Raw genomic sequence first — 18,947 nt, forward strand, 5'->3', positions numbered from 1 at the left:
TCGTCCCAAAATCATGAACTGTCTCATTCATGAATATTCAGGACAACCGGGGGTTAGAACAAGCTGTCTATGAAGCTTATGGAAGTGAAGCCCCTTTATTGGCTGGTGAATCCGAGGTTGCGTCTTGAGTCGTCTGCTTCTGGGAGTTACTTTGACTCTCGGTAGCCCCGGAATCGCCTTTCTCCTGCGTTCCACCCTTATCATTCGTTTTCGCAGTTTCATCCTTCTTCTCTGCGTCAGGGTCGGACGAATCTGGCGCTTCATCCGGGATGCCGGTTACTGCAGCTTTCGCAGTCTGTAATGTCAACTGCACTGTACGCTGTTCGCCTGACACCTGCTCTTTCTGCTTTACAACGTATCCCTCACCCTTGGTCGTAACACCCACCTTCATGAGCGAAAGTATTTCCAATGCATCACGCAAGGATTCACCCGTCAGATCAGGCACCTTCATCTTGCTGCTTTCCTCGGTGAGCAGATATACACGCTGGCCTGGATTCATGGAAGCACCGGCCTGCGGATACTGCCGAATCACATTTTCACCCTGACCCAATGTTACATAAGCGATACCCAAGTTCAGAAGCTGACTTCTGGCCTGCTTCGCTGTTTTACCACTCAAGTCTGGAGCCTTGGCCTGCACGACAGCCGCTTCTTTTGACTTTTTATCAGTCGATTTGGCTGTATCCTTCGGAACACCCATATATTGCAGCGTTTTGCTTACAACCTTTTTGAATACGGGAGCGGCCGCAGTACCGCCGCCAATGTTTGTACCATCCGGCTGGTCAATAACAATCAGCATGGCAATCTTCGGATTGTTGACTGGTGCAAAACCGATAAATGAAACGACATCTTTGCTTTTGCTGTACTGACCGTTAATAACCTTTCTCGCTGTTCCCGTTTTGCCTGCAACGCGATATCCCTCAATATAGGCGTTACGGCCTGTACCGATGGTCTGGTCTGCTACGACCTGTTCCAGATACCCACTGACGAGCTTGGCGGACTCTTTGGTGATCACCTGACGAACAACTTTCGGTTTGATGACTTCGGTTGAACCGTCATTCGGATTAATAATTTCTTTCACCAGATGAGGCTGAAGCAGCTTCCCGCCGTTGGCAACGGCCGAGATGGCAGCTAATTGCTGAATCGGCGTTACTTGAACGAGACCATGACCATAAGCCGCGGTAGCAATCTCCGATTTATAGATCAGCGGCCTGATGGGAGAAGCTGCTTCACTCGGCAGATCAATGCCTGTCTTTTTACCAAAACCGAACTGATCAATGTAGTGGCGCAGACGTTCTCCCCCCAGCATGTTGTAGCCAAGGTTAACAAAGGCAATATTACTTGAGCGCTTCACACCTTCAAGATATGAGATCCGTCCATAGGAATGGCCGTTATCACTTATAGTAAAGCCACCAATTCGCGTTGGCTTGGATTCAAACGTTGCATTCGGATCAAACAGCTTCTCTTCCACAGCCCCTGCGAGTGTCACAATTTTGAATGTGGAACCTGGCTCATAGATCGACTGTGTGGCGTGGTTGATAAAGTTTTTCTGATCCGGCGTGGACGCATACGTATTCGGGTTAAAGGTTGGCCAGTTGGCCATGCCCAGAATTTCCATGGTGTTCGGATCGGCAGCGATGACGGTCATACTGAGCGGATTATACTTGGCAACCGTCTCTTTCATGGCCTCCTCGATATAAAGCTGGATCGTATCATCAATCGTTAATTTAAGGTTTTTCCCGTTCTGTGGCGGCAAATAGCTATCCTGTGACCCCGGAAGCTTGATCCCCTTGGCATCCTTCTGATAGTTCAGATATCCGTCTTTACCTGTCAGAGCATCATTGTATGATACCTCAAGTCCATTGACAGCTTTTCCATCACGACTCATATAACCCAGCACATGAGAAGCCAGCGTCTGCTCCGGATAAAAACGCTTGGATTCCTGTGTCATGACAATTGCATTGCCAGCCTTATACTCATCTTGCAGCTGTTGACGCAATTCTTTGACCTTTGCTGCAAGCTCAGGGCTAATTTTGTACCCTTCACTCCGCACCTCACGTTGCTGAAAAAACTTCCCATCACTATTCTTCGCTGTCACAAGAGCCCGCATTTCACTCTCATTTTTTTTGAGCAACGCGGACAGCTTTTGGGTCACTTCATCTTCAATGCCCAATTGATTAATCAACAGCGGGTTCACTGAGACCGTGTAGGCCGGTGAATCCGTGGCGAGCACATTGCCATTACGATCGGTAATTGTTCCCCGAGCCGCCTTGATCGTCTGTTCCCTCTCAATCAGCCCTGCAGCCCGTTCCTGCCAATCGCCACCATTCACTACCTGAATGAAAAATATACGCGTTATGAGTACAAGAAAAAAGAGGGTAATACATCCCCCTATTAACAATGTACGCATTTTTATTCGTTTTACCATCGAAGAATCACCTCTTTATTTACTGCTAGCTGTATTTGAGGATGATTCAGCACCTGTTGATGTGTTTGTCGTTGTTGTGCGAGGTACAAAAATGACATCCTTATCGGAGGCTTCAACGTAACCCAGACTTTTTGCATTCTCAATCACCTGATTGTTCAGCCTTTCCTTCTCCACTTCCAGATCAGCAATTGCCTTCTGGTCTTCTTTCACATCTGCGATCGTGGACTGAGCCTGCTTATTCAGATCATAAATATGTGCGTAGCGAGACATCAGCATTCCACCCACAATAATCACTGCCACAAGCGTGAGCAGGTATAAAAACTTCTCACGGGCTGGCAGACCCGTTCGACGTGTCACAACTTTGGTAGTTTCCTTGTACCTCTGTTGCGTTACACGCTCTTGTGCTTTTGGTTTGACCGCTAGATTGCCACGTGTATATGCCATTCGAAGGCTCCTCCTCCATTTTTGTTCTACAATTTCTCAGCTACACGCAGCTTGGCTGATCGCGCACGAGAGTTTTCAGTAAGTTCCGCTTCTGTTGGCGTCAGCGGTTTTCGGTTCACGAGACGCAGGGTCCCTTTGCCACCGCATACACATAACGGAAAGTCAGGTGGACATGTACATTTTTCCAAATAGCTGCTGAAGATCTGCTTACATATCCGGTCCTCAAGGGAATGGAAGGTAATCACAGATACACGCCCCCCTGGCGCGAGACAACGAACAGCCTGATGCAACCCTTCTTCAAAAGCCCCCAGTTCATCATTAACAGCAATACGCAGTGCCTGAAAACTTCGTTTGGCAGGATGTCCACCGGTACGACGAGCGGCCGCCGGAATACCTTCCTTGATCAATTCCACAAGCTCACCTGTTGTTTCGATCTCGGACTTACTGCGTTTCTCCACAATGACACGAGCGATCCGCTTGGAAAACTTCTCTTCCCCGTAACGATAAAGAATTCGGGCAATCTCTTCTTCTGGCCACTCATTCACAATCTCCTTGGCTGTCAGAAAAGCATCCTGATCCATACGCATGTCCAGCGGTGCATCGTGATTATAGCTGAATCCGCGCTCCCCCTCGTCAAACTGTGGAGAAGATACCCCCAGGTCATACAAAATCCCATCAACCTGCGGTATGCCATCCTTCATCGGAACATCAAGCTCCTTGAGAACCTGCTCCAAATCTCTAAAATTGGTTTTCACCAATGTTACCTGGTTTTCATAAGCAGCGAGCTTCTCACGTGCATTGTCCAAAGCCCAATCATCCTGATCGAGTGCGATCAAACGTCCCCCCGGACCTAGCTTGGATGCAATAACGGAGCTGTGTCCCGCGCCTCCTAAAGTGCAGTCCACGTATATACCGTCCTGCTTGATGTTTAGTCCCTCGGTTGCCTCTTCTTTGAGTACGGTTATGTGGTGAAACAACCTGCACCCCTCCTTACGTTATAAGTCAAAATTAAAATCGACCAGCTTTTCGGCAATGTCGTTGAATGCTTCCTCGGATTGATTGAAATAACTCTCCCATATGCCTTTGCTCCAAATCTCCACCCGGTTGGACACACCAAGAACAACACAATCCTTGTCCAGTTTGGCAAACTCTCTCAAGTTGCCCGGCAGATTTACCCTGCCCTGTTTGTCCAGTTCACATTCGGTTGCGCCTGAGAAAAAAAACCGGGTAAACGCACGTGCATCAGACTTCATCAGCGGCAGTGCTTTGAGCTTCTGTTCCATGACCCCCCACTCCTCCATGGGGTACACGAAAAGACACTGGTCCAAACCCCGTGTGACAACAAAAGAAGGTCCGAGAGATTCGCGGAATTTGGCCGGAATAATGACCCGACCTTTATCATCAATGCTATGTTGAAACTCTCCCATAAACATTGGCCCACTCACTCCTCACCCATTTCCCCCACTTTGCCCCACTTTCCACCACCTAAGCATAATAGATTCGGTTAAAAAAATCAAAACCCTTCTTGACATTCCTGTTTTTTATTTTCAGTTCATCAAAAAAAACGTCTCTGATCCTGTCATTCAGGATCAAAGACGTTTCCCAGTTACGGGCAATCGTATGTATACCCGCATATGAGCCATATCTTCAATACACCATTTTATATCTTTTGAATCAGTTTATCAGCTTGTAATTAATGGATATCGTTTAAAATTTCCAGCTATCCAAATATTTTTCCTGTTCAGCTGACAAGGCATCAATCGCGATATTCAAACTTTCCAGCTTGTAACTTGCGACCTGCTGATCAATCTCATAAGGAACATTTACCACGTTTTTACCTAGCGTCTCATAGTTTTCACTCACATACCGCAGACCAAGCGCTTGCAATGCAAAGGTGGTGTCCATAATTTCAGCCGGATGCCCGTCAGCCGCTCCCAGATTAACCAAACGTCCTTCTGCAAGAAGATACATTTTGCGACCATCCTTGAAGCGATACTCCTCAATATTACGGCGAACGGTGCGTATGGATTCGGAACGTTTAGCGAGCTCTGGTTTGTTAACCTCAACATCAAAATGACCCGCATTACTCAAAATTGCTCCGTCTTTCATCACATCGTAGTGCTCTCCTGTGATGACGTCCTTATTCCCGGTCACTGCGATAAAGAAATCTCCGAGCTTCGCTGCCTCCAGCATGGTCATCACATGGAAACCGTCCATATGAGCTTCTACCGCTTTAATCGGATCAATTTCAGTGACAATGACATTGGCGCCCAGTCCTTTGGCACGCATCGCTACTCCTTTGCCACACCAGCCATAGCCAGCAACGACAACGTTTTTACCAGCAACCACCAGGTTAGTTGTACGAATAATCCCGTCAAAAGCCGATTGACCCGTACCATAGCGGTTATCAAACAGATATTTGCAATATGCGTCATTCACAGCAACCATCGGGAATCTCAGCTGTCCCTCTTTCGCCAAAGCTTTCAGCCGAATAATTCCTGTTGTCGTTTCTTCTGCCCCGCCGCGAATCGTAGCAGCAAGATCAGGACGCTCAGAAGCAATAATTGTTGCAAAATCTCCGCCATCATCAATGATCAGATCAGGCTTCACTTCAAGGGCACGAAGCTGCAATGCCTTGAACTCGGACGGCTCCGGATTATACTTAGCATATACCGTCACGCCGTCCTCAACCAAAGCCGCACAAACATCATCTTGAGTGGACAATGGATTACTATGCGTGATCGTCACGTCAGCACCACCAGCCTGAATGACTTTTGCCAAATAAGCCGTTTTTGCTTCCAGATGGAGACAAATCGCAACCTTCAAACCTTTAAATGGAAGATCTTGTTCAAATTGACGACGGATTCGGTTTAACACCGGCATATGCGCCTCAACCCAATCAATCTTTAAATGTCCCTCTGAAGCAAGTCCCATATCTTTAACAATACTGTTCTGCAGTGAAGATGTAGTCAACTCTATCTCCTCCTCATATGTGTTTATTCTATTGAAAAATCCATACTATCAACATACTTACAATTCAATAACCTGGTGCTGCCCCCGGAATTCTGCAGAGGCCTTAATCAATTTCTCGATCCAGTCGGTTCCATAACGATTCAGGTAAAAGAGTGCATTATGTACTCGTTCCTGCGGTTTCCCCATCGGGAACAGAGCATTCTGGATACCGTTCCAATGCCTTAAATCCACTGCATGTTTATCTTCAATAGCTTTGCGAGTATGCCGTTCCAGATATTGAATCTGCTCATGAATTTTCCCCATGTTCGCTTCACCAATCCGGCTAAGTCCAGGATGCAGCTCTGCAACCTGCTCCAGTAGCGGGCGGTACAGTGTCATAAACTGCTCACGAATGAGCGTAAACTGTTCATCCACCTGGAACGTTTCCTGCTGTGCAAGCCACTTCTCTTTCTTTTCCTGCAAAAGATACTGTACATCCTGGAAAGAAAGTCCATATTGCTTCATATGTTTACGGTGCACATCCTCCAGAATCGTGAAAGAAAGACGCGGCAGCAATATGGGCATCTGCAATCCAAATGTGCGGAACGCTTCGCGTGTCAGACCCCAGTAAGCAATCTCACCTTGCCCCAAAATAACAGCTGTCACAGGCAGTAACGAATCCTGCATCAATGGACGAGTCAGCACATTGTTACTGAAACGTTCAGGATGCTGCTTCAGTTCCTCCAGCAAACGCTCCTCTGTAAACGATACGAGGCCTTTGCGATCCTGATACAGCTTATCCTTGAGTGTCAACAGCAAACGAACCCCTTCGTGAATATAAAAGAGGTTGGCACCATCCTCTGCCACCTCGGCTGGCATGGCATAGCCCGCTTGTTCAACTAATGAAGCACCTTGCAGGTAAGCGGTACGCAATGACGTATTTTGCTGAATCATTCGTGAAAATACAGGCTGCTCCAGCTTACGCAATTCAGGGTCAGCCGCATCCATAAGAATCAGACCACTGCTTGCAAACAAAACCGATATAATGCGTGCAAAGGCATCGCTCAGATTAGAACTGGCACGATGGATTTCCGTAATCTGCTTTAATAGTCCAGGCTTATGAATGGTATCAGGCAACAAATGCTCCACCTGCTCAAGTGTATGCTCCCACTGTTCCCATTTCACCTGCACATGACTGACAGAATCTCTTCCCGTAAAGTGACCCTGCAGTTTTACTTTGCGCATATCCCCCTGAGGGTCAGGCAAATACGTATGGTTAACCTCATCCCAGTCATGGTCCTCACCTGCAATCCAGAACACAGGTACAACCGGATGCTTTAGTTGCTTCTCTGCTTCACGAGCGGCTGCAACCACACTGGCTGCTTTGTATATGACAAACAAAGGTCCGGTCAGTAGCCCACTCTGCTGACCACCAGTAACGACCCATGCGTTCTCTTCCACAAGACGGGTAATGGAAGCGTGAACGTGATCATGATTGTTCACTCGTTTATTATATATACGTAAATATGACGCCAGTTCATGACGATCAACACGTGTATGCTCCGATTGTTTAAGCCATTCAGCGCGTGCGTGGAGGCCATTTTCCCAGCAAATATCATATTCATACAGGCTTCGCGCAGCATCTGCCGTACAGATATAATCCTCTGCAAGCTGTGAACCGCTGCGGAGCGCCTCGGTAATCCCTTTCATGAGGTCTGCCTCCTATTCTGCTTCAAAGAGCCTTCCTTGATTGTACCGAATTCAGTAGCTCTTCGTCAAAGCAAAGTCATAAATTACATAAAAAAAACCGCCGAACAAGTCGGCGGTTATGATGTATATAATAGCATATTCGTTTTTCAACTATTATACGTAAGGCTCTGCTACCCAATGTCCTTTGGAAACCTCAATTAATTGAGCATTCTCCAGATTGTATGGATCATTTACAGAACCGCCCGCAGCATTTTGAATCGGGCCAGATTGTTCTTCCGGCAGCAAAATACGGCGTTTATTCGCTTCCACTTCCGGGTCCGGTACCGGAATGGCAGAAAGCAGTGTTTTAGTATATGGGTGGATCGGATTGGAGTACAATTCTTCACTCTCTGCCAATTCTACCACTTTACCCATGTACATTACCGCTACGCGGTCACTGATATGTTTAACCATGGACAAGTCATGAGCAATGAAGAGATAAGTCAGGCCAAGACGCTGTTGCAGTTCCTCAAGCAATTTAACAACCTGTGCCTGAATGGATACGTCCAGCGCTGAAAGCGGCTCATCACAGATAATAAATTTAGGGTCAACGGCAAGCGCACGTGCAATCCCGATCCGTTGTCTCTGTCCACCAGAGAATTCATGCGGGTAACGCAGTGCATGACTCGGATTCAAGCCTACCAGATCAAGCAACTCTTCCACGCGTCTCTTACGTTCTTTAGTGCTTGTTGCCAAGCCATGAATATCGAGAGACTCCCCGATTATATCCATAACGTTGAAACGTGGATTAAGCGATGCATACGGATCCTGGAAAATCATCTGCATATCCTTACGCATTTCCTTCATTTTGCGTGGGGACAGCTTGTAAATGTCCGTTCCATTGAAGTTCACACTTCCGCCCGTTGGCTCGTAAAGACGCAAAATCGTACGTCCAGTTGTTGATTTACCACAACCTGACTCACCTACAACGCCGAGTGTTTCTCCTTCAAAAATATCGAAGCTCACATCATTAACGGCTTTAAGGATGTTACCTTTACCAAGGTTAAAGTATTGCTTCAGGTTTTTCACCTGAACCAAAGGTTTGTTGCTGCCTTTAACAATACCTGCCGGAGTCGGTTTTTCCTTTTTCGGCTCGTCCAGACGTGGAAGTGCGTTCAGCAATTTGATCGTATATGGATGCTGCGGGTTGCTGAAGATTTCAGCCGTTGTTCCCGTTTCAACAACTTCGCCTTCCTTCATAACAACAACACGGTCGCACATCCCCGCTACTACCCCAAGGTCATGTGTAATCAGCATAATAGAGGTGCCCAGCTTTTTCTGCATGTCCTTCATTAAATCCAGAATTTGAGCCTGAATTGTAACGTCGAGCGCTGTAGTCGGCTCATCCGCAATCAGCAAAGACGGACGACAAGCAAGTGCGATCGCAATCATGGCACGCTGACGCATACCACCAGAGAATTGGTGCGGGTAATGATTCATACGGATTGCAGCATTTTTGATACCTACGAGCTCCAGCATTTCAAGTGCAGCTTTGTTCGCAGCTTGTTTGGACATATTCTGGTGCTTACGCAATACTTCCGTAATCTGTTTACCCACTTTGATTGTAGGATTCAAGGAAGTCATCGGATCTTGGAAAATCATACCGATATCTTTACCACGAATCGATTCCATCTCTTTATCTGTTTTATTCAACAGATCCTGCCCGTGAAACGTAATATCTCCGCTCTTAACCTTCGAAGGCGGGGAGGGAATCAATTTCATGATGGTTTGGGCTGTAACACTCTTACCACTACCCGATTCACCTACGATTCCCAGCGTTTCTCCTTTGCCAATTTCAAAACTTACATTTTTAACGGCATCAAACTCACCCGAACGTGTCGAGAACGATACACTCAAGTCTTTGACTGTTAAAATCGGCTCCATAATCCCACCTCCTGTTTCTATTTACGTAATTTCGGATCAAGTGCGTCACGCAATCCATCACCGAGCAAATTAAATGCAAGCATCGTAACAACCATCAGACCCGCAGGGAACCACATCCGCCATGGATACAGTGTCCAACCTGTGAGTGCATCGTTGATCATTGATCCCAAGGAAGATCTTGGTGCAGATACACCCAAGCCAAGGAAGCTCAAGAAGGCTTCAGCAAAGATCGCATTCGGAATAGACAATGTCAAAGTAACGATAATCGGTCCGACCGCATTTGGCAACAAGTGACGGAACAATTGACGTCCAGTGCTTGCACCCATCGAACGTGCGGCAAGGATAAAGTCTCTATTTTTCAGCTGCATAATCTCACCACGTACAATCCAGGACATGCTGATCCAGCCTGTAATGGTAAGTGCAATAATAATTGTTGTAAGACTTGGCTCCAGAACAACCAACAGCAGGATAACTACCAGCATGTATGGCAAAGAGTACAAAATTTCGGAAAACTTGTTCATGATACCATCAACACGTCCACCATAATAACCCATGATCGCACCATAGATTACTCCGATCACAAGGTCAATCAACGCCGCAGCAAGACCAACGGTCAAGGAAACTCGCGCGCCGACCCATGTTCTTACCCATACATCACGACCCAGATCGTCTGTACCAAACCAGTGATCCGCACTTGGTGCACTGTTCGCATTAAGCAAATCATTAGAATAATAATTGTACTTTGTAAACAAAGAAGTTGGTCCAATCAAAGCAAAGAGTACAACAAGAACCAATACACCCAGACTAATCATTGCAGCTTTGTTGGTAGCCAATCTGTACATCGCGTCTCTAAAAAGGGATATGCTTTCTTGCGGCTTCACCGCTGCCTGACTGTTCAGGTCAGTGTTCGCCGTTCCATTATTGTTATTATTCGTGCCAGACAACGTTATGCCCCCTTCCGGCTTTCCAGCTTAATTCTAGGATCAATTAATACGTAAGCGATATCTGTAAGGAAACGTGCCAACATCAAGAGAATACCATAGAAGATAGTGATCCCCATAATCATTGTGTAGTCACGGTTTGTGATACTTTCCACAAACACTTTACCAATTCCGCCAATGTTAAAGATCTGCTCGATAACAACAGAACCTGTGATGATGTTGGCTGTCATTGGTCCTACGTACGTAACAACAGGCAAAATACCGTTCCGTACAACGTGCTTAAACATGATGGCAGGCCATTTCAAACCTTTAGCTTTCGCCGTTTTGATATAGTCTGCATGTAAAACTTCCAGCATGCTTGAACGCGTTAGACGTGCGATAAAGGCAATCGGTGATGCAGATAGAGCTGCGACAGGAAGCACATAGTCCAATGGTCCATCGAATCCCATAACGTTAAACCAGCCCAGTTTAAATGCAAATACATACTGTAACAGGGATGCCAGCAAGAAGCTTGGTACAGCGATCCCGATAACAGCAAGAACCATGGTTACATCATCAATTAGTTTGCGGTGATACACAGCTGCAAGCAGACCCAGCAATACCCCGACAATAATTGAAATAACAATCGCAAACACACCCAGCTTCAATGAAGCAGTGAATGTTTCCGCAATCATACCGGACACATCACGGTTCAGATACTTCATTGAAACTCCAAAGTCACCTTTGACGATTCCACCCATATATTTCAGGTATTGTTCATACATCGGCTTGTCCAGTCCATACTTTGTTTCCAAGAGTGCACGGATTTCAGGAGATACTTTTTTCTCCGATGTAAAAGGGTCACCAGGAATGAGCTTCATCAGAAAGAAGGTCATCGATGCGAGTATGAAAAGCGATAGCAGCATAAATAGCAGTTTTTTCAAAACGTACTTAACCAACCCTTGCACACCTCCATAAACAATATTTTGTATACAAATCGATTGTAGAATCAGACCGCAATAAAGTCCAATCCATTTATCGGAAATTTCAAGAATTATAAGGAAAATCAGTGCACATACAAAAAAATCGGGATATATATGGAATTCCACATATATATCCCGAAGTAATCATATTAGACTTCAGAACAACTTACTTCTCTTCCAGATATGCGCGAGTGAAGTCAATTGCTCCACTGAAATCAAGTTGTACACCTTTAAGGTAAGGCTTAGTCAAAGATACGTTAGTGTAGTAGTAAATTGGCATTAAGCCCATTTCATCTTGAATCAGAATTTTCTCAGCGTCAGCGAATGAAGTCATACGTGCAGCCGCATCAGCTGTTTTTACAGTGTCTTTCACATCTTTGTCATACTGCTCGTTGCTGAATTTTGGATCGTTGTTTGTGTTACCAGTAGTCCACATTTCCAAGAAGTTGTACGGATCGTTGTAGTCAGCAGACCAGCCCGCACGAGCGATTTGGAAGTTTTGATTTTGGCGGTTCTCAAGGAATACGCCCCACTCTTGGTTTTCTGTTTTCACATCAACACCAAGGTTTTGTTTCCACATATCAGCAATTGCAAGAGCAATTTTCGCGTGACCATCACTTGTGTTGTAGATCAAAGTGATTGCTGGCAACGTAGTGTAGCCTTCTTCTTTCATACCTTCAGCAAGCAATTTTTTAGCTTCAGTTACATCTTCTTTGAAATAATCATCTTTGTGCTCGTCACGGAATTCGCCGTTTTCACCGCGGATACCTGGAGGTACGAAACCAAATGCTGGAATTTGTCCACCTTGCGTTACTTTATCAACAATCAATTGACGGTTGATAGACATTGCAAATGCCTTACGGATTTTAAGATTGTTAAATGGTGCTTCATGTACGTTGAACAGATAGTAGTACGTGCTCGCAATACCAGTAGCTTTGAACTCGTTTGGAAGTTCAGCCTTTACTGCTGGAATTTGGTCAGAAGGAATCTCACCGTTAGGTGCACCTGTGTAGTCCAATTGTCCTGATTTGTATGCTTGCAGTTCGGAAGCACTGCTGTTTGTCAGGGACATATCAATTTGAGTCAATTTAATATCAGCTGCTGCATGGTAGCCTTCGTTTTTCTTCACAACAATTTTTTGACCTTTAGCGTATTGATCCATTACAAATGGTCCGTTAACGATCATGTTTTTGTAATCAGTGAAGAATTTGTCATTTGTATCAGCTGACTTGTGTACTGGGTAGTAAGTATAGAATGCTGTCAGACCCAGGAAGTAAGGTGTTGGGTTTTCCAACGTTACTTCAAGTGTGTGCTCGTCCGTAGCCTTCACACCCACTTGGGAGAAATCAGTAATTTTAGTACCTTTGAAATTCGCATCCTTGCTCATGTTAAAGCCTTCTGCACCTTTAATGTAGTACAATTGGTATGCATAAGGAGAAGCAGTTTCAGGTTTCAACGCACGTTCCCAAGAACGAACGAAATCTTCAGCTGTTACAGGATCACCGTTGCTCCATTTAGCATCCGGGTTCAGGTTGAACACATATTTCAAACCATCTTCAGAGATTTTCCAGTCTTTAGCAACACCAGGAGCTTCTTTACCATCAGCACCAATGCGAACAAGACCTTCATACAAGAACTTCAAAACAGTGTTGGTTTGGCTGTCTTTTGCTTGAGCCGGGTCCAACGTAGGAGGTTCAGCTGACAAGTTAATTCTCAGAACCTGATCTTTGGCAAGTCCCTTTTCTTCACTTGCAGAATTGTTATCTGTTGTGGTACCTTTGCCTTCATTTTTCGATCCGCACGCTGCAAGTACGGTACCGAACGCCAAGATCAGCGTCAAAAGGACTAATAGACTTTTCCTTTTCATCTAACTTTTCCCCCTAAATTGATGTGGTTTATGTTTATAGATTATACAACCACCGGTCAAAAAAATCTACATTACTTTTTCAGAAAGTAATGTTTTTTTCAGTTTTCGACAAAATCGACACAATATTTGGGCTTTTCGCGTTATGTAACCTCACATTTGATTCATAATGTATCTAAATAATCCAAATAAAGTAAACAAAATGTACCCAAAACTCATGATAACAAATGACATGCGCCATACGGCCCGAAACATTCTTCCCCCGTCGACCTTCCCTTTTAGTCGATTTTGCGCACCTCCGATAAATCCAAGCGCAATTAGTATGAGTATTAACGTTAAATAAAATCCAAAATTCGAATCAAATGTTAAGTTGAATAACGCTGATACAGAGAAAATAAGAAAAAATGTCGTGACATCCATCGCTGTTCGCAGCGCGATTGACTTGTCCTTCTTCCAAACAATCATGCCCCAGTACACTAGAAGAAAAGGAAAAAAGGGCAATATGCTCAATACGATGAAAATTTCCATTAACTCACTCCTTCTGATGGCATGCCTTGGATCAGATGAAGCAGCGTTTCATGTGCAGATACATTCAGATTAAACTGCTTCGCCATGTTTACAATTGATCCATTAATTGATTCAACCTCTGTTGTGCGTTTATGCAATACATCTGCAAGCATGGAGGAGGTATTGGAAGCCGTGCTACGACACACGCCCTTCACCTGTTCCCACAAGTCCTCATCCATTTGCACTCCCATAGCCTCATATACACCCAATGCCTCATCATACAGCTGCCTCATCATATTTAATCTGTCTATGCGTTGAAGCAGTTCACCATTGGGGATTCTCCATATCGCCGTAAGCGGATTAATTACCGCGTTAATTAACAGTTTTCTGTATATCAGCTTATCGATTTCATTCGACACTGTACAGTCAAATCCTGCCTGCTTCATAAGCCTCGCCAAAGTAAATATGGTCTGCTCCTCATCTGTAGGCCCCTCTCTCTTCACTGAAGTAACACTCAAACCAAGGCGTGTCTCCCCCTCCCCTGCCCGTTGCACCCGAAACGCTTCACGCTTTACGCCCTCCGTTGTAATTGCACTGCATAACAAACAACCCGGTAAAGCTGCTTGAAGCTTGTCCAGATGTCCAATACCATTCTGATAACAAGCTATTTTTAAATAATGCTGTTCACTCAGATCTTTCAGCGATCTAATCTGATCTATGAAATCATGCACATGTGTTTGCTTTACCGTAAGCAGCATCCAATCTCCTGGCGTCTCACGCCAAACCTCAGCCAGTTCCGATACAGGCCTGGCCTGAACAGCCTCCGGTTCGATATAGACTTCTCCACTTCTCTCCGTGATCATAATGCCCTTATGTTGAAGCTGCTCCGCCTGCTCCAGGGTTCTGGTCCAGAATCGTACTCCAATACCCGCCTTCTGTAGCTTGCCTCCAAATAGAAGACCTAACGAGCCTGCTCCAACAACATCTATATTCATATCATGCCCTCGCTTTCATACCTTTTTAATTCCTTCAGACATCCTGTTCAAATCTTTCTTCTTCTATAATAGAACAAAATGCTCACACTAAAAACCCGTCATACCTGCCGTAATGTCACGGAGGTGTGGCGGGCTCATATTACAATGTTGTATCCAGAACGAATCACACTACTCAATTCGTTCCAGATTTCCGTTAGCATCCATCTTAAACCTTGTTTTGAGTTCCTCTTCTTCTTCTGATAAAAAAGCAAGCCTGCGTGCACGATCCATAATCTGAATCAATGCTTTGTAATCATCGTTGACTACGCGATAATCCGTCTGCACCTCATTAACTTCCTTCGAAAGGCGGTCATTTTCACAACGGAGCTCAAGCAGCTCATCTTCCTTCTCACGCAGCTCCTTCTCGAGCATTTTAAGTTGCCGGTTACTCTCCTGAACAGTACCCTTCCACTGCCGTAAAAAGCGAATTACCGCATCAATGGAGAGAGACTCATCCGTCATACCATCTGTCTTGTACATCCCCTCCTCCGTGTCCATCGTGGACAGGGCAGCGACCTGCGGACCAAGCATAGCTGGCTGTTTTCTGAGATAACTCCGTTTTTGTCTTTGCGCTTTGGCATTGCTGATGGCTGATTCATACTTTTTACGTACACAGCTGTTCCAGCGAAATCCGCATGCGGCTGAGGTTCTCCCTATTTTCTCACCCACCTCTTCAAACGCGGCCAGCTGCGTGCTGCCTTCCCGAATATGACGCAATGTAACCTCTGCCAAAATCAAATCATCCTCTGTACTCCAAGCATCCTGTCTCACTGCAGTCATGCTATAATACCCTCCTAACACCATCCTGAAATAACCGTCCGCATAACCGGTAAACCGTTATGTGAATTAGGTATAAAAGTTGCTTTACTCATTCTTATGCCTCTCATAGAGTTCATAGAATTGATTTTCATACTAAAATGTATTTCCACATTCAAGGTCCCTCATACGTAATTGATCCAAATCCCCTTGCTTTTGAGTTCATATCCCAAAAAAAGAATTCGCTTTCATATCCAAATTTGTTTACACGATTTTCCTTTGTCGGTATAATGTTGTGTAGACAATCTATGAACGTACATAAGAGAGGAGGATTTACCGTGGCACGCATGTTTCGGGTACTCGGGTTCTTCACGCTTGCGATTGGCCTGATGGCTTTTGCAGGAGATTTGGTCGAAATGGCCTTGCTATTCTTCCTGCAGACTGCGTTTTTTGTCCTTTTGGGATACTTGAAGTTTACAGAACGCACATACATATTGCTCTTCTGGGGTTATATGATCGTGACGTTCACAGGGTTCAGCTATTGGACTGTATTTGAAATGGGACTGCCGCTCTAATCCGCCAGCAGCATCAAAGCAATCCGGTTATGTCGGATTGCTTTTTTGTTGTCCTCAGATTACATCTAAAGCTATAGTGTTATGTAACCAATAAGGATATTTTGCGTATTCATTTCATATATTGTCTGGAAGAATAAATCAAGTCCGTAGGGAAAGGAGCATGCCTGGTGAAGCTTCGACATAAGTTAACAGCCATCCTATTAACGATTGGATTGTTCCTGCAGCCTACATCAGCTTATATTTATGGAGAATCTACACCTGAAGATACACAAGCCATTTTACAAAAGACGTTATCCATTGTGGAGATAGATCATGAAATTGAGCGCATCGCCAAAAAACAGGAGGAGTTAGCCGTCCAGCATAAGACGTTATCTGCACAGCTAAAGCAGCAGGAGCAGGAGATACATATCCAGCAAGAACGGGCAGGAGCCGTAGTTAGGTCTTATTATACGGGAGAGCGGGACAGTCTGCTTATGACGGTGCTTGGAGCAAAATCATTTAAGGATTTGTTTGTGCTGTATGACTACTATCAGATTATTATTGGCAGAGATCAAGCCACACTGGACAAGTATCAAACCCGATATAACAGTCTTCAGCAAACGTCTAATCAAATTCGGCAAACCTCTGCAGAACTGGTGGAGATGAAAACAAACCTTCAAAATCAGCGCACACGTGTGGCCTCACTGCAAAAAGAGGTTGATAAACAAATAACCGCCAGCGGGGACGCGGCAGCTATTCAGAAATTAATGAACGAATTGACTTTGTACTGGGAAAACATCGGAATATACGAGGTAAAACGTTATTTCAAAGCACTGGCATCAGCAATGCAGAATCTGCCTGATTTTATTCAGAAGCAAAATGGAGCCATCTCCACCACAGGAACGACATATACCATACGCATTGGACAAGACGAATTAAATACATTTCTGCGCTCGCAAAATGAAATCTTCAACGACTTTGCTTTTACCTTTGACCAGGACAAAATTACAGCTTCAGGTCAACGTGATCAATTACAGCTTAGCATTGAAGGGCATTACACGGTTGAGAATAAACCGCAAAATGCCATTCGCTTTCATGTAGATAAGCTGGTGTTTAATCAGCTCGAGCTGCCAGACACAACACGTAGCATGCTGGAGAGAGAATTTGATCTTGGTTTCTATCCGCAGAAAATTCTTTCCTTTGTCAAAGCAACCGATGTTTCTACGGATGAAGGTGTTCTGGAAGTAAAATTAGCGATTTCGTTCTAGGGGGTAGCCGCCTTTCTGATGCTGTTCACATATTGGGCTGCACTTATGTCCCCCTGGAGTAACTGCCGGACTTGTTTCTGAAAGCGAATAAGCATCGCTTGGCGTTCAGCCGCCCTAACCGGATTGTCGTCTTTCGTGAACCAAAATGGCTTTAGCAAAATTTTATAACGCGCCTGAACCTGTGTAGCTTGCTGATTCTGCTCATGTTGTCTTGCAGAAAAGCGCTTTGCCTGGACATGCCACTTGTTCTGCACCGTCGCAGACCTCATTCCCTCAATCCATCGGCTCGCCGCATCCGTCTCTACAGAACCAGCCGTAATGACCAGACTTCTGGATCTTACCGCCTGTAGTGGTTCCAGCGAAACGGACGGACGTAATATTTCTACATCGGGTGAAGCTTCATCTGTATAAAGTATCCGTGACAGTGTGGTAACAAACAACGGCGTATGCGCTTTATCATTTGAAGCAAAATTAACAGGAAGAGCAGACATCATTGTAATATAAGGTTGCAATTCATTCAGCAAGCTGATTCCACGTTGAAGCTCACCCGTCGGAGACGCAGACTGTAACCGCAACACTTGATCCGGACTCATTCCGGGCGTTAAGTAGCCCATCCACACACTCGCCCCTACAATATCATCCTTGCCAAGCGAAATTAAAGCCGTGCCCTCTGCCTGAGCCTCCTGGACCAATTTAGACCACTGCTCTTTATTGTTAGGGAACGCTTGCAGTCCAGCCTTATGCAAAAATGATGCTCTAGCCCCCATCACATAGGGATCAAAATCAAAGGGTATGCCCCATTCGTAGCCGTTCCACTCTGTCATGGCGCGTAGTTCAGCTACCGTTTCTCCCATGGATTTGGATAGCTGCGTCCCGTTTAACGGTAGCAAATATCCCTTTTTGGCATAAAGCTGCACCTGGTCATTTTCGAGCAGAATAATATCTCCGTTCTCCCCCAATGAAAACTCCTGATCTAGCACATCATCATAATCTCCGGGTTCCACATTCCGAAGGTTAACTTCAACATAACGAGAAGCCGCCACTTCCTTAGCCAGCTTCTCAAAAGCAGTAAACTCCTCTTTAGACATCGCTACTGTTACATTCAGAGGAGCACTTGTATCGTCATTTCGGGATAAAGTACCCGGATATGTATCGTTCTCTTGATTTCGTTCCTGATTATGCTGCGAACCTCTAAAATCAAAGCTAGGGGAAAGGATCGTTAGCGAAAGCAGCAGCACTGCAAATAAAACCACTTGATGTCTACGCTTCATTCACTCTCCTCCTTAGATCATTTCGTTATTCTGATATTTTCCCGCAACAATCATTGTAACAAATATATAGTGCTGTTGTCCTATCCTGCCAAAAAACACTTTTCAACTCTTTTGCATATTACGAGCATATCCAGTTCTGTATAACAACTTGCTTTTGTTTTTTTAGCACAAAAAAAGCCGACTATTGGTCATCCCCCTGTCAAGTAGACAGATGAAAAAAAGCTATGCTGCCAGCGCGCATCGATATTCAATCGGTGCGCGCTGTTTGAGTTTGGCTTGAAAGCGTCGGTAGTTGTAATTGTACACGTAATCCTCCACGGCTTGTCGAATCTCGGC

At 45.1% G+C, this 18,947-nt stretch carries 17 protein-coding genes; 2 read left to right on the plus strand and 15 right to left on the minus strand.

Annotated elements, in window-relative coordinates:
• Window positions 1-76: 76 nt before the first annotated feature.
• The 13 genes from DFQ00_RS21405 to DFQ00_RS21465 form a co-directional block, all read right to left on the minus strand.
• On the minus strand, window positions 77-2,425 hold the full coding sequence (locus DFQ00_RS21405) for a penicillin-binding transpeptidase domain-containing protein (protein ID WP_110898511.1): 2,349 nt from the start codon (window positions 2,423-2,425) through the stop codon (window positions 77-79).
• A 15-nt stretch (window positions 2,426-2,440) separates the two neighbouring features.
• Complete coding sequence (locus DFQ00_RS21410) at window positions 2,441-2,869, minus strand: hypothetical protein (RefSeq protein ID WP_110898512.1); 429 nt, start codon at window positions 2,867-2,869, stop codon at window positions 2,441-2,443.
• A gap of 26 nt (window positions 2,870-2,895) precedes the next feature.
• On the minus strand, window positions 2,896-3,846 hold the full coding sequence (gene rsmH, locus DFQ00_RS21415) for a 16S rRNA (cytosine(1402)-N(4))-methyltransferase RsmH (protein WP_110898513.1): 951 nt from the start codon (window positions 3,844-3,846) through the stop codon (window positions 2,896-2,898).
• Between the two features lie 18 nt (window positions 3,847-3,864).
• The gene (gene mraZ, locus DFQ00_RS21420; protein WP_110898514.1) at window positions 3,865-4,302 is read right to left on the minus strand and encodes a division/cell wall cluster transcriptional repressor MraZ; all 438 of its coding nucleotides are present in this window, start codon (window positions 4,300-4,302) and stop codon (window positions 3,865-3,867) included.
• Between the two features lie 274 nt (window positions 4,303-4,576).
• Entirely contained in the window at window positions 4,577-5,842 is a 1,266-nt protein-coding gene (locus DFQ00_RS21425; RefSeq protein WP_110898515.1) for an adenosylhomocysteinase, read from the minus strand.
• 57 nt (window positions 5,843-5,899) lie between these two features.
• The gene (gene bshC / locus DFQ00_RS21430; protein ID WP_110898516.1) at window positions 5,900-7,531 is read right to left on the minus strand and encodes a bacillithiol biosynthesis cysteine-adding enzyme BshC; all 1,632 of its coding nucleotides are present in this window, start codon (window positions 7,529-7,531) and stop codon (window positions 5,900-5,902) included.
• Between the two features lie 153 nt (window positions 7,532-7,684).
• Window positions 7,685-9,454, minus strand: coding sequence for an ABC transporter ATP-binding protein (locus DFQ00_RS21435; RefSeq protein WP_110898517.1), 1,770 nt, complete (start codon window positions 9,452-9,454; stop codon window positions 7,685-7,687).
• Window positions 9,455-9,471: 17 nt separating this feature from the next.
• On the minus strand, window positions 9,472-10,353 hold the full coding sequence (locus tag DFQ00_RS21440; protein ID WP_425271050.1) for an ABC transporter permease: 882 nt from the start codon (window positions 10,351-10,353) through the stop codon (window positions 9,472-9,474).
• A 47-nt stretch (window positions 10,354-10,400) separates the two neighbouring features.
• On the minus strand, window positions 10,401-11,333 hold the full coding sequence (locus DFQ00_RS21445) for an ABC transporter permease (RefSeq protein WP_110898519.1): 933 nt from the start codon (window positions 11,331-11,333) through the stop codon (window positions 10,401-10,403).
• 190 nt (window positions 11,334-11,523) lie between these two features.
• Window positions 11,524-13,224 carry a peptide ABC transporter substrate-binding protein gene (locus tag DFQ00_RS21450; RefSeq protein ID WP_110898520.1) on the minus strand — a complete coding sequence of 567 codons (1,701 nt, stop codon included), beginning with the start codon at window positions 13,222-13,224 and terminating at the stop codon, window positions 11,524-11,526.
• Window positions 13,225-13,374: 150 nt separating this feature from the next.
• Window positions 13,375-13,749 carry a DUF3397 domain-containing protein gene (locus DFQ00_RS21455; protein ID WP_110898521.1) on the minus strand — a complete coding sequence of 125 codons (375 nt, stop codon included), beginning with the start codon at window positions 13,747-13,749 and terminating at the stop codon, window positions 13,375-13,377.
• Window positions 13,749-14,723: a ketopantoate reductase family protein gene (locus DFQ00_RS21460; RefSeq protein WP_110898522.1), complete on the minus strand. Its 975-nt coding sequence runs from the start codon at window positions 14,721-14,723 to the stop codon at window positions 13,749-13,751. Before DFQ00_RS21460 ends, DFQ00_RS21455 begins: the two co-directional genes overlap by 1 nt.
• 168 nt (window positions 14,724-14,891) lie before the next feature.
• Window positions 14,892-15,542: an RsfA family transcriptional regulator gene (locus tag DFQ00_RS21465; RefSeq protein ID WP_110898523.1), complete on the minus strand. Its 651-nt coding sequence runs from the start codon at window positions 15,540-15,542 to the stop codon at window positions 14,892-14,894.
• Between the two features lie 314 nt (window positions 15,543-15,856).
• On the opposite strand from DFQ00_RS21465, the gene DFQ00_RS21470 reads away from it, so the two are divergent.
• Complete coding sequence (locus DFQ00_RS21470) at window positions 15,857-16,093, plus strand: DUF2626 domain-containing protein (RefSeq protein WP_110898524.1); 237 nt, start codon at window positions 15,857-15,859, stop codon at window positions 16,091-16,093.
• A 167-nt stretch (window positions 16,094-16,260) separates the two neighbouring features.
• Complete coding sequence (locus DFQ00_RS21475; RefSeq protein ID WP_110898525.1) at window positions 16,261-17,340, plus strand: hypothetical protein; 1,080 nt, start codon at window positions 16,261-16,263, stop codon at window positions 17,338-17,340.
• On the opposite strand, the gene DFQ00_RS21480 is transcribed toward DFQ00_RS21475, so the two are convergent.
• Both DFQ00_RS21480 and DFQ00_RS30365 read right to left on the minus strand, forming a co-directional pair.
• Window positions 17,337-18,611 (minus strand): ABC transporter substrate-binding protein, encoded by a 1,275-nt coding sequence (locus DFQ00_RS21480; protein WP_110898526.1) that lies wholly within the window; start codon window positions 18,609-18,611, stop codon window positions 17,337-17,339. The two genes, DFQ00_RS21475 and DFQ00_RS21480, sit on opposite strands and share 4 nt — an antisense overlap.
• A gap of 222 nt (window positions 18,612-18,833) precedes the next feature.
• Window positions 18,834-18,941, minus strand: a complete 108-nt coding sequence (locus tag DFQ00_RS30365) for an IS3 family transposase (protein WP_425271016.1) — start codon at window positions 18,939-18,941, stop codon at window positions 18,834-18,836.
• Window positions 18,942-18,947: the final 6 nt, after the last annotated feature.

It is taken from the genome of Paenibacillus barcinonensis, from assembly GCF_003217495.1.
Taxonomy (GTDB): domain Bacteria; phylum Bacillota; class Bacilli; order Paenibacillales; family Paenibacillaceae; genus Paenibacillus; species Paenibacillus barcinonensis.

Coding starts and splice junctions, on each gene's coding strand:
- DFQ00_RS21405 (WP_110898511.1), bottom strand. CDS start 2,425: ATGGTAAAACGAATAAAAATGCGTACATTGTTAATAGGGGGATGTATT.
- DFQ00_RS21410 (WP_110898512.1), bottom strand. CDS start 2,869: ATGGCATATACACGTGGCAATCTAGCGGTCAAACCAAAAGCACAAGAG.
- mraZ (WP_110898514.1), bottom strand. CDS start 4,302: ATGTTTATGGGAGAGTTTCAACATAGCATTGATGATAAAGGTCGGGTC.
- bshC (WP_110898516.1), bottom strand. CDS start 7,531: ATGAAAGGGATTACCGAGGCGCTCCGCAGCGGTTCACAGCTTGCAGAG.
- DFQ00_RS21435 (WP_110898517.1), bottom strand. CDS start 9,454: ATGGAGCCGATTTTAACAGTCAAAGACTTGAGTGTATCGTTCTCGACA.
- DFQ00_RS21450 (WP_110898520.1), bottom strand. CDS start 13,224: ATGAAAAGGAAAAGTCTATTAGTCCTTTTGACGCTGATCTTGGCGTTC.
- DFQ00_RS21455 (WP_110898521.1), bottom strand. CDS start 13,749: ATGGAAATTTTCATCGTATTGAGCATATTGCCCTTTTTTCCTTTTCTT.
- DFQ00_RS21460 (WP_110898522.1), bottom strand. CDS start 14,723: ATGAATATAGATGTTGTTGGAGCAGGCTCGTTAGGTCTTCTATTTGGA.
- DFQ00_RS21465 (WP_110898523.1), bottom strand. CDS start 15,542: ATGACTGCAGTGAGACAGGATGCTTGGAGTACAGAGGATGATTTGATT.
- DFQ00_RS21480 (WP_110898526.1), bottom strand. CDS start 18,611: ATGAAGCGTAGACATCAAGTGGTTTTATTTGCAGTGCTGCTGCTTTCG.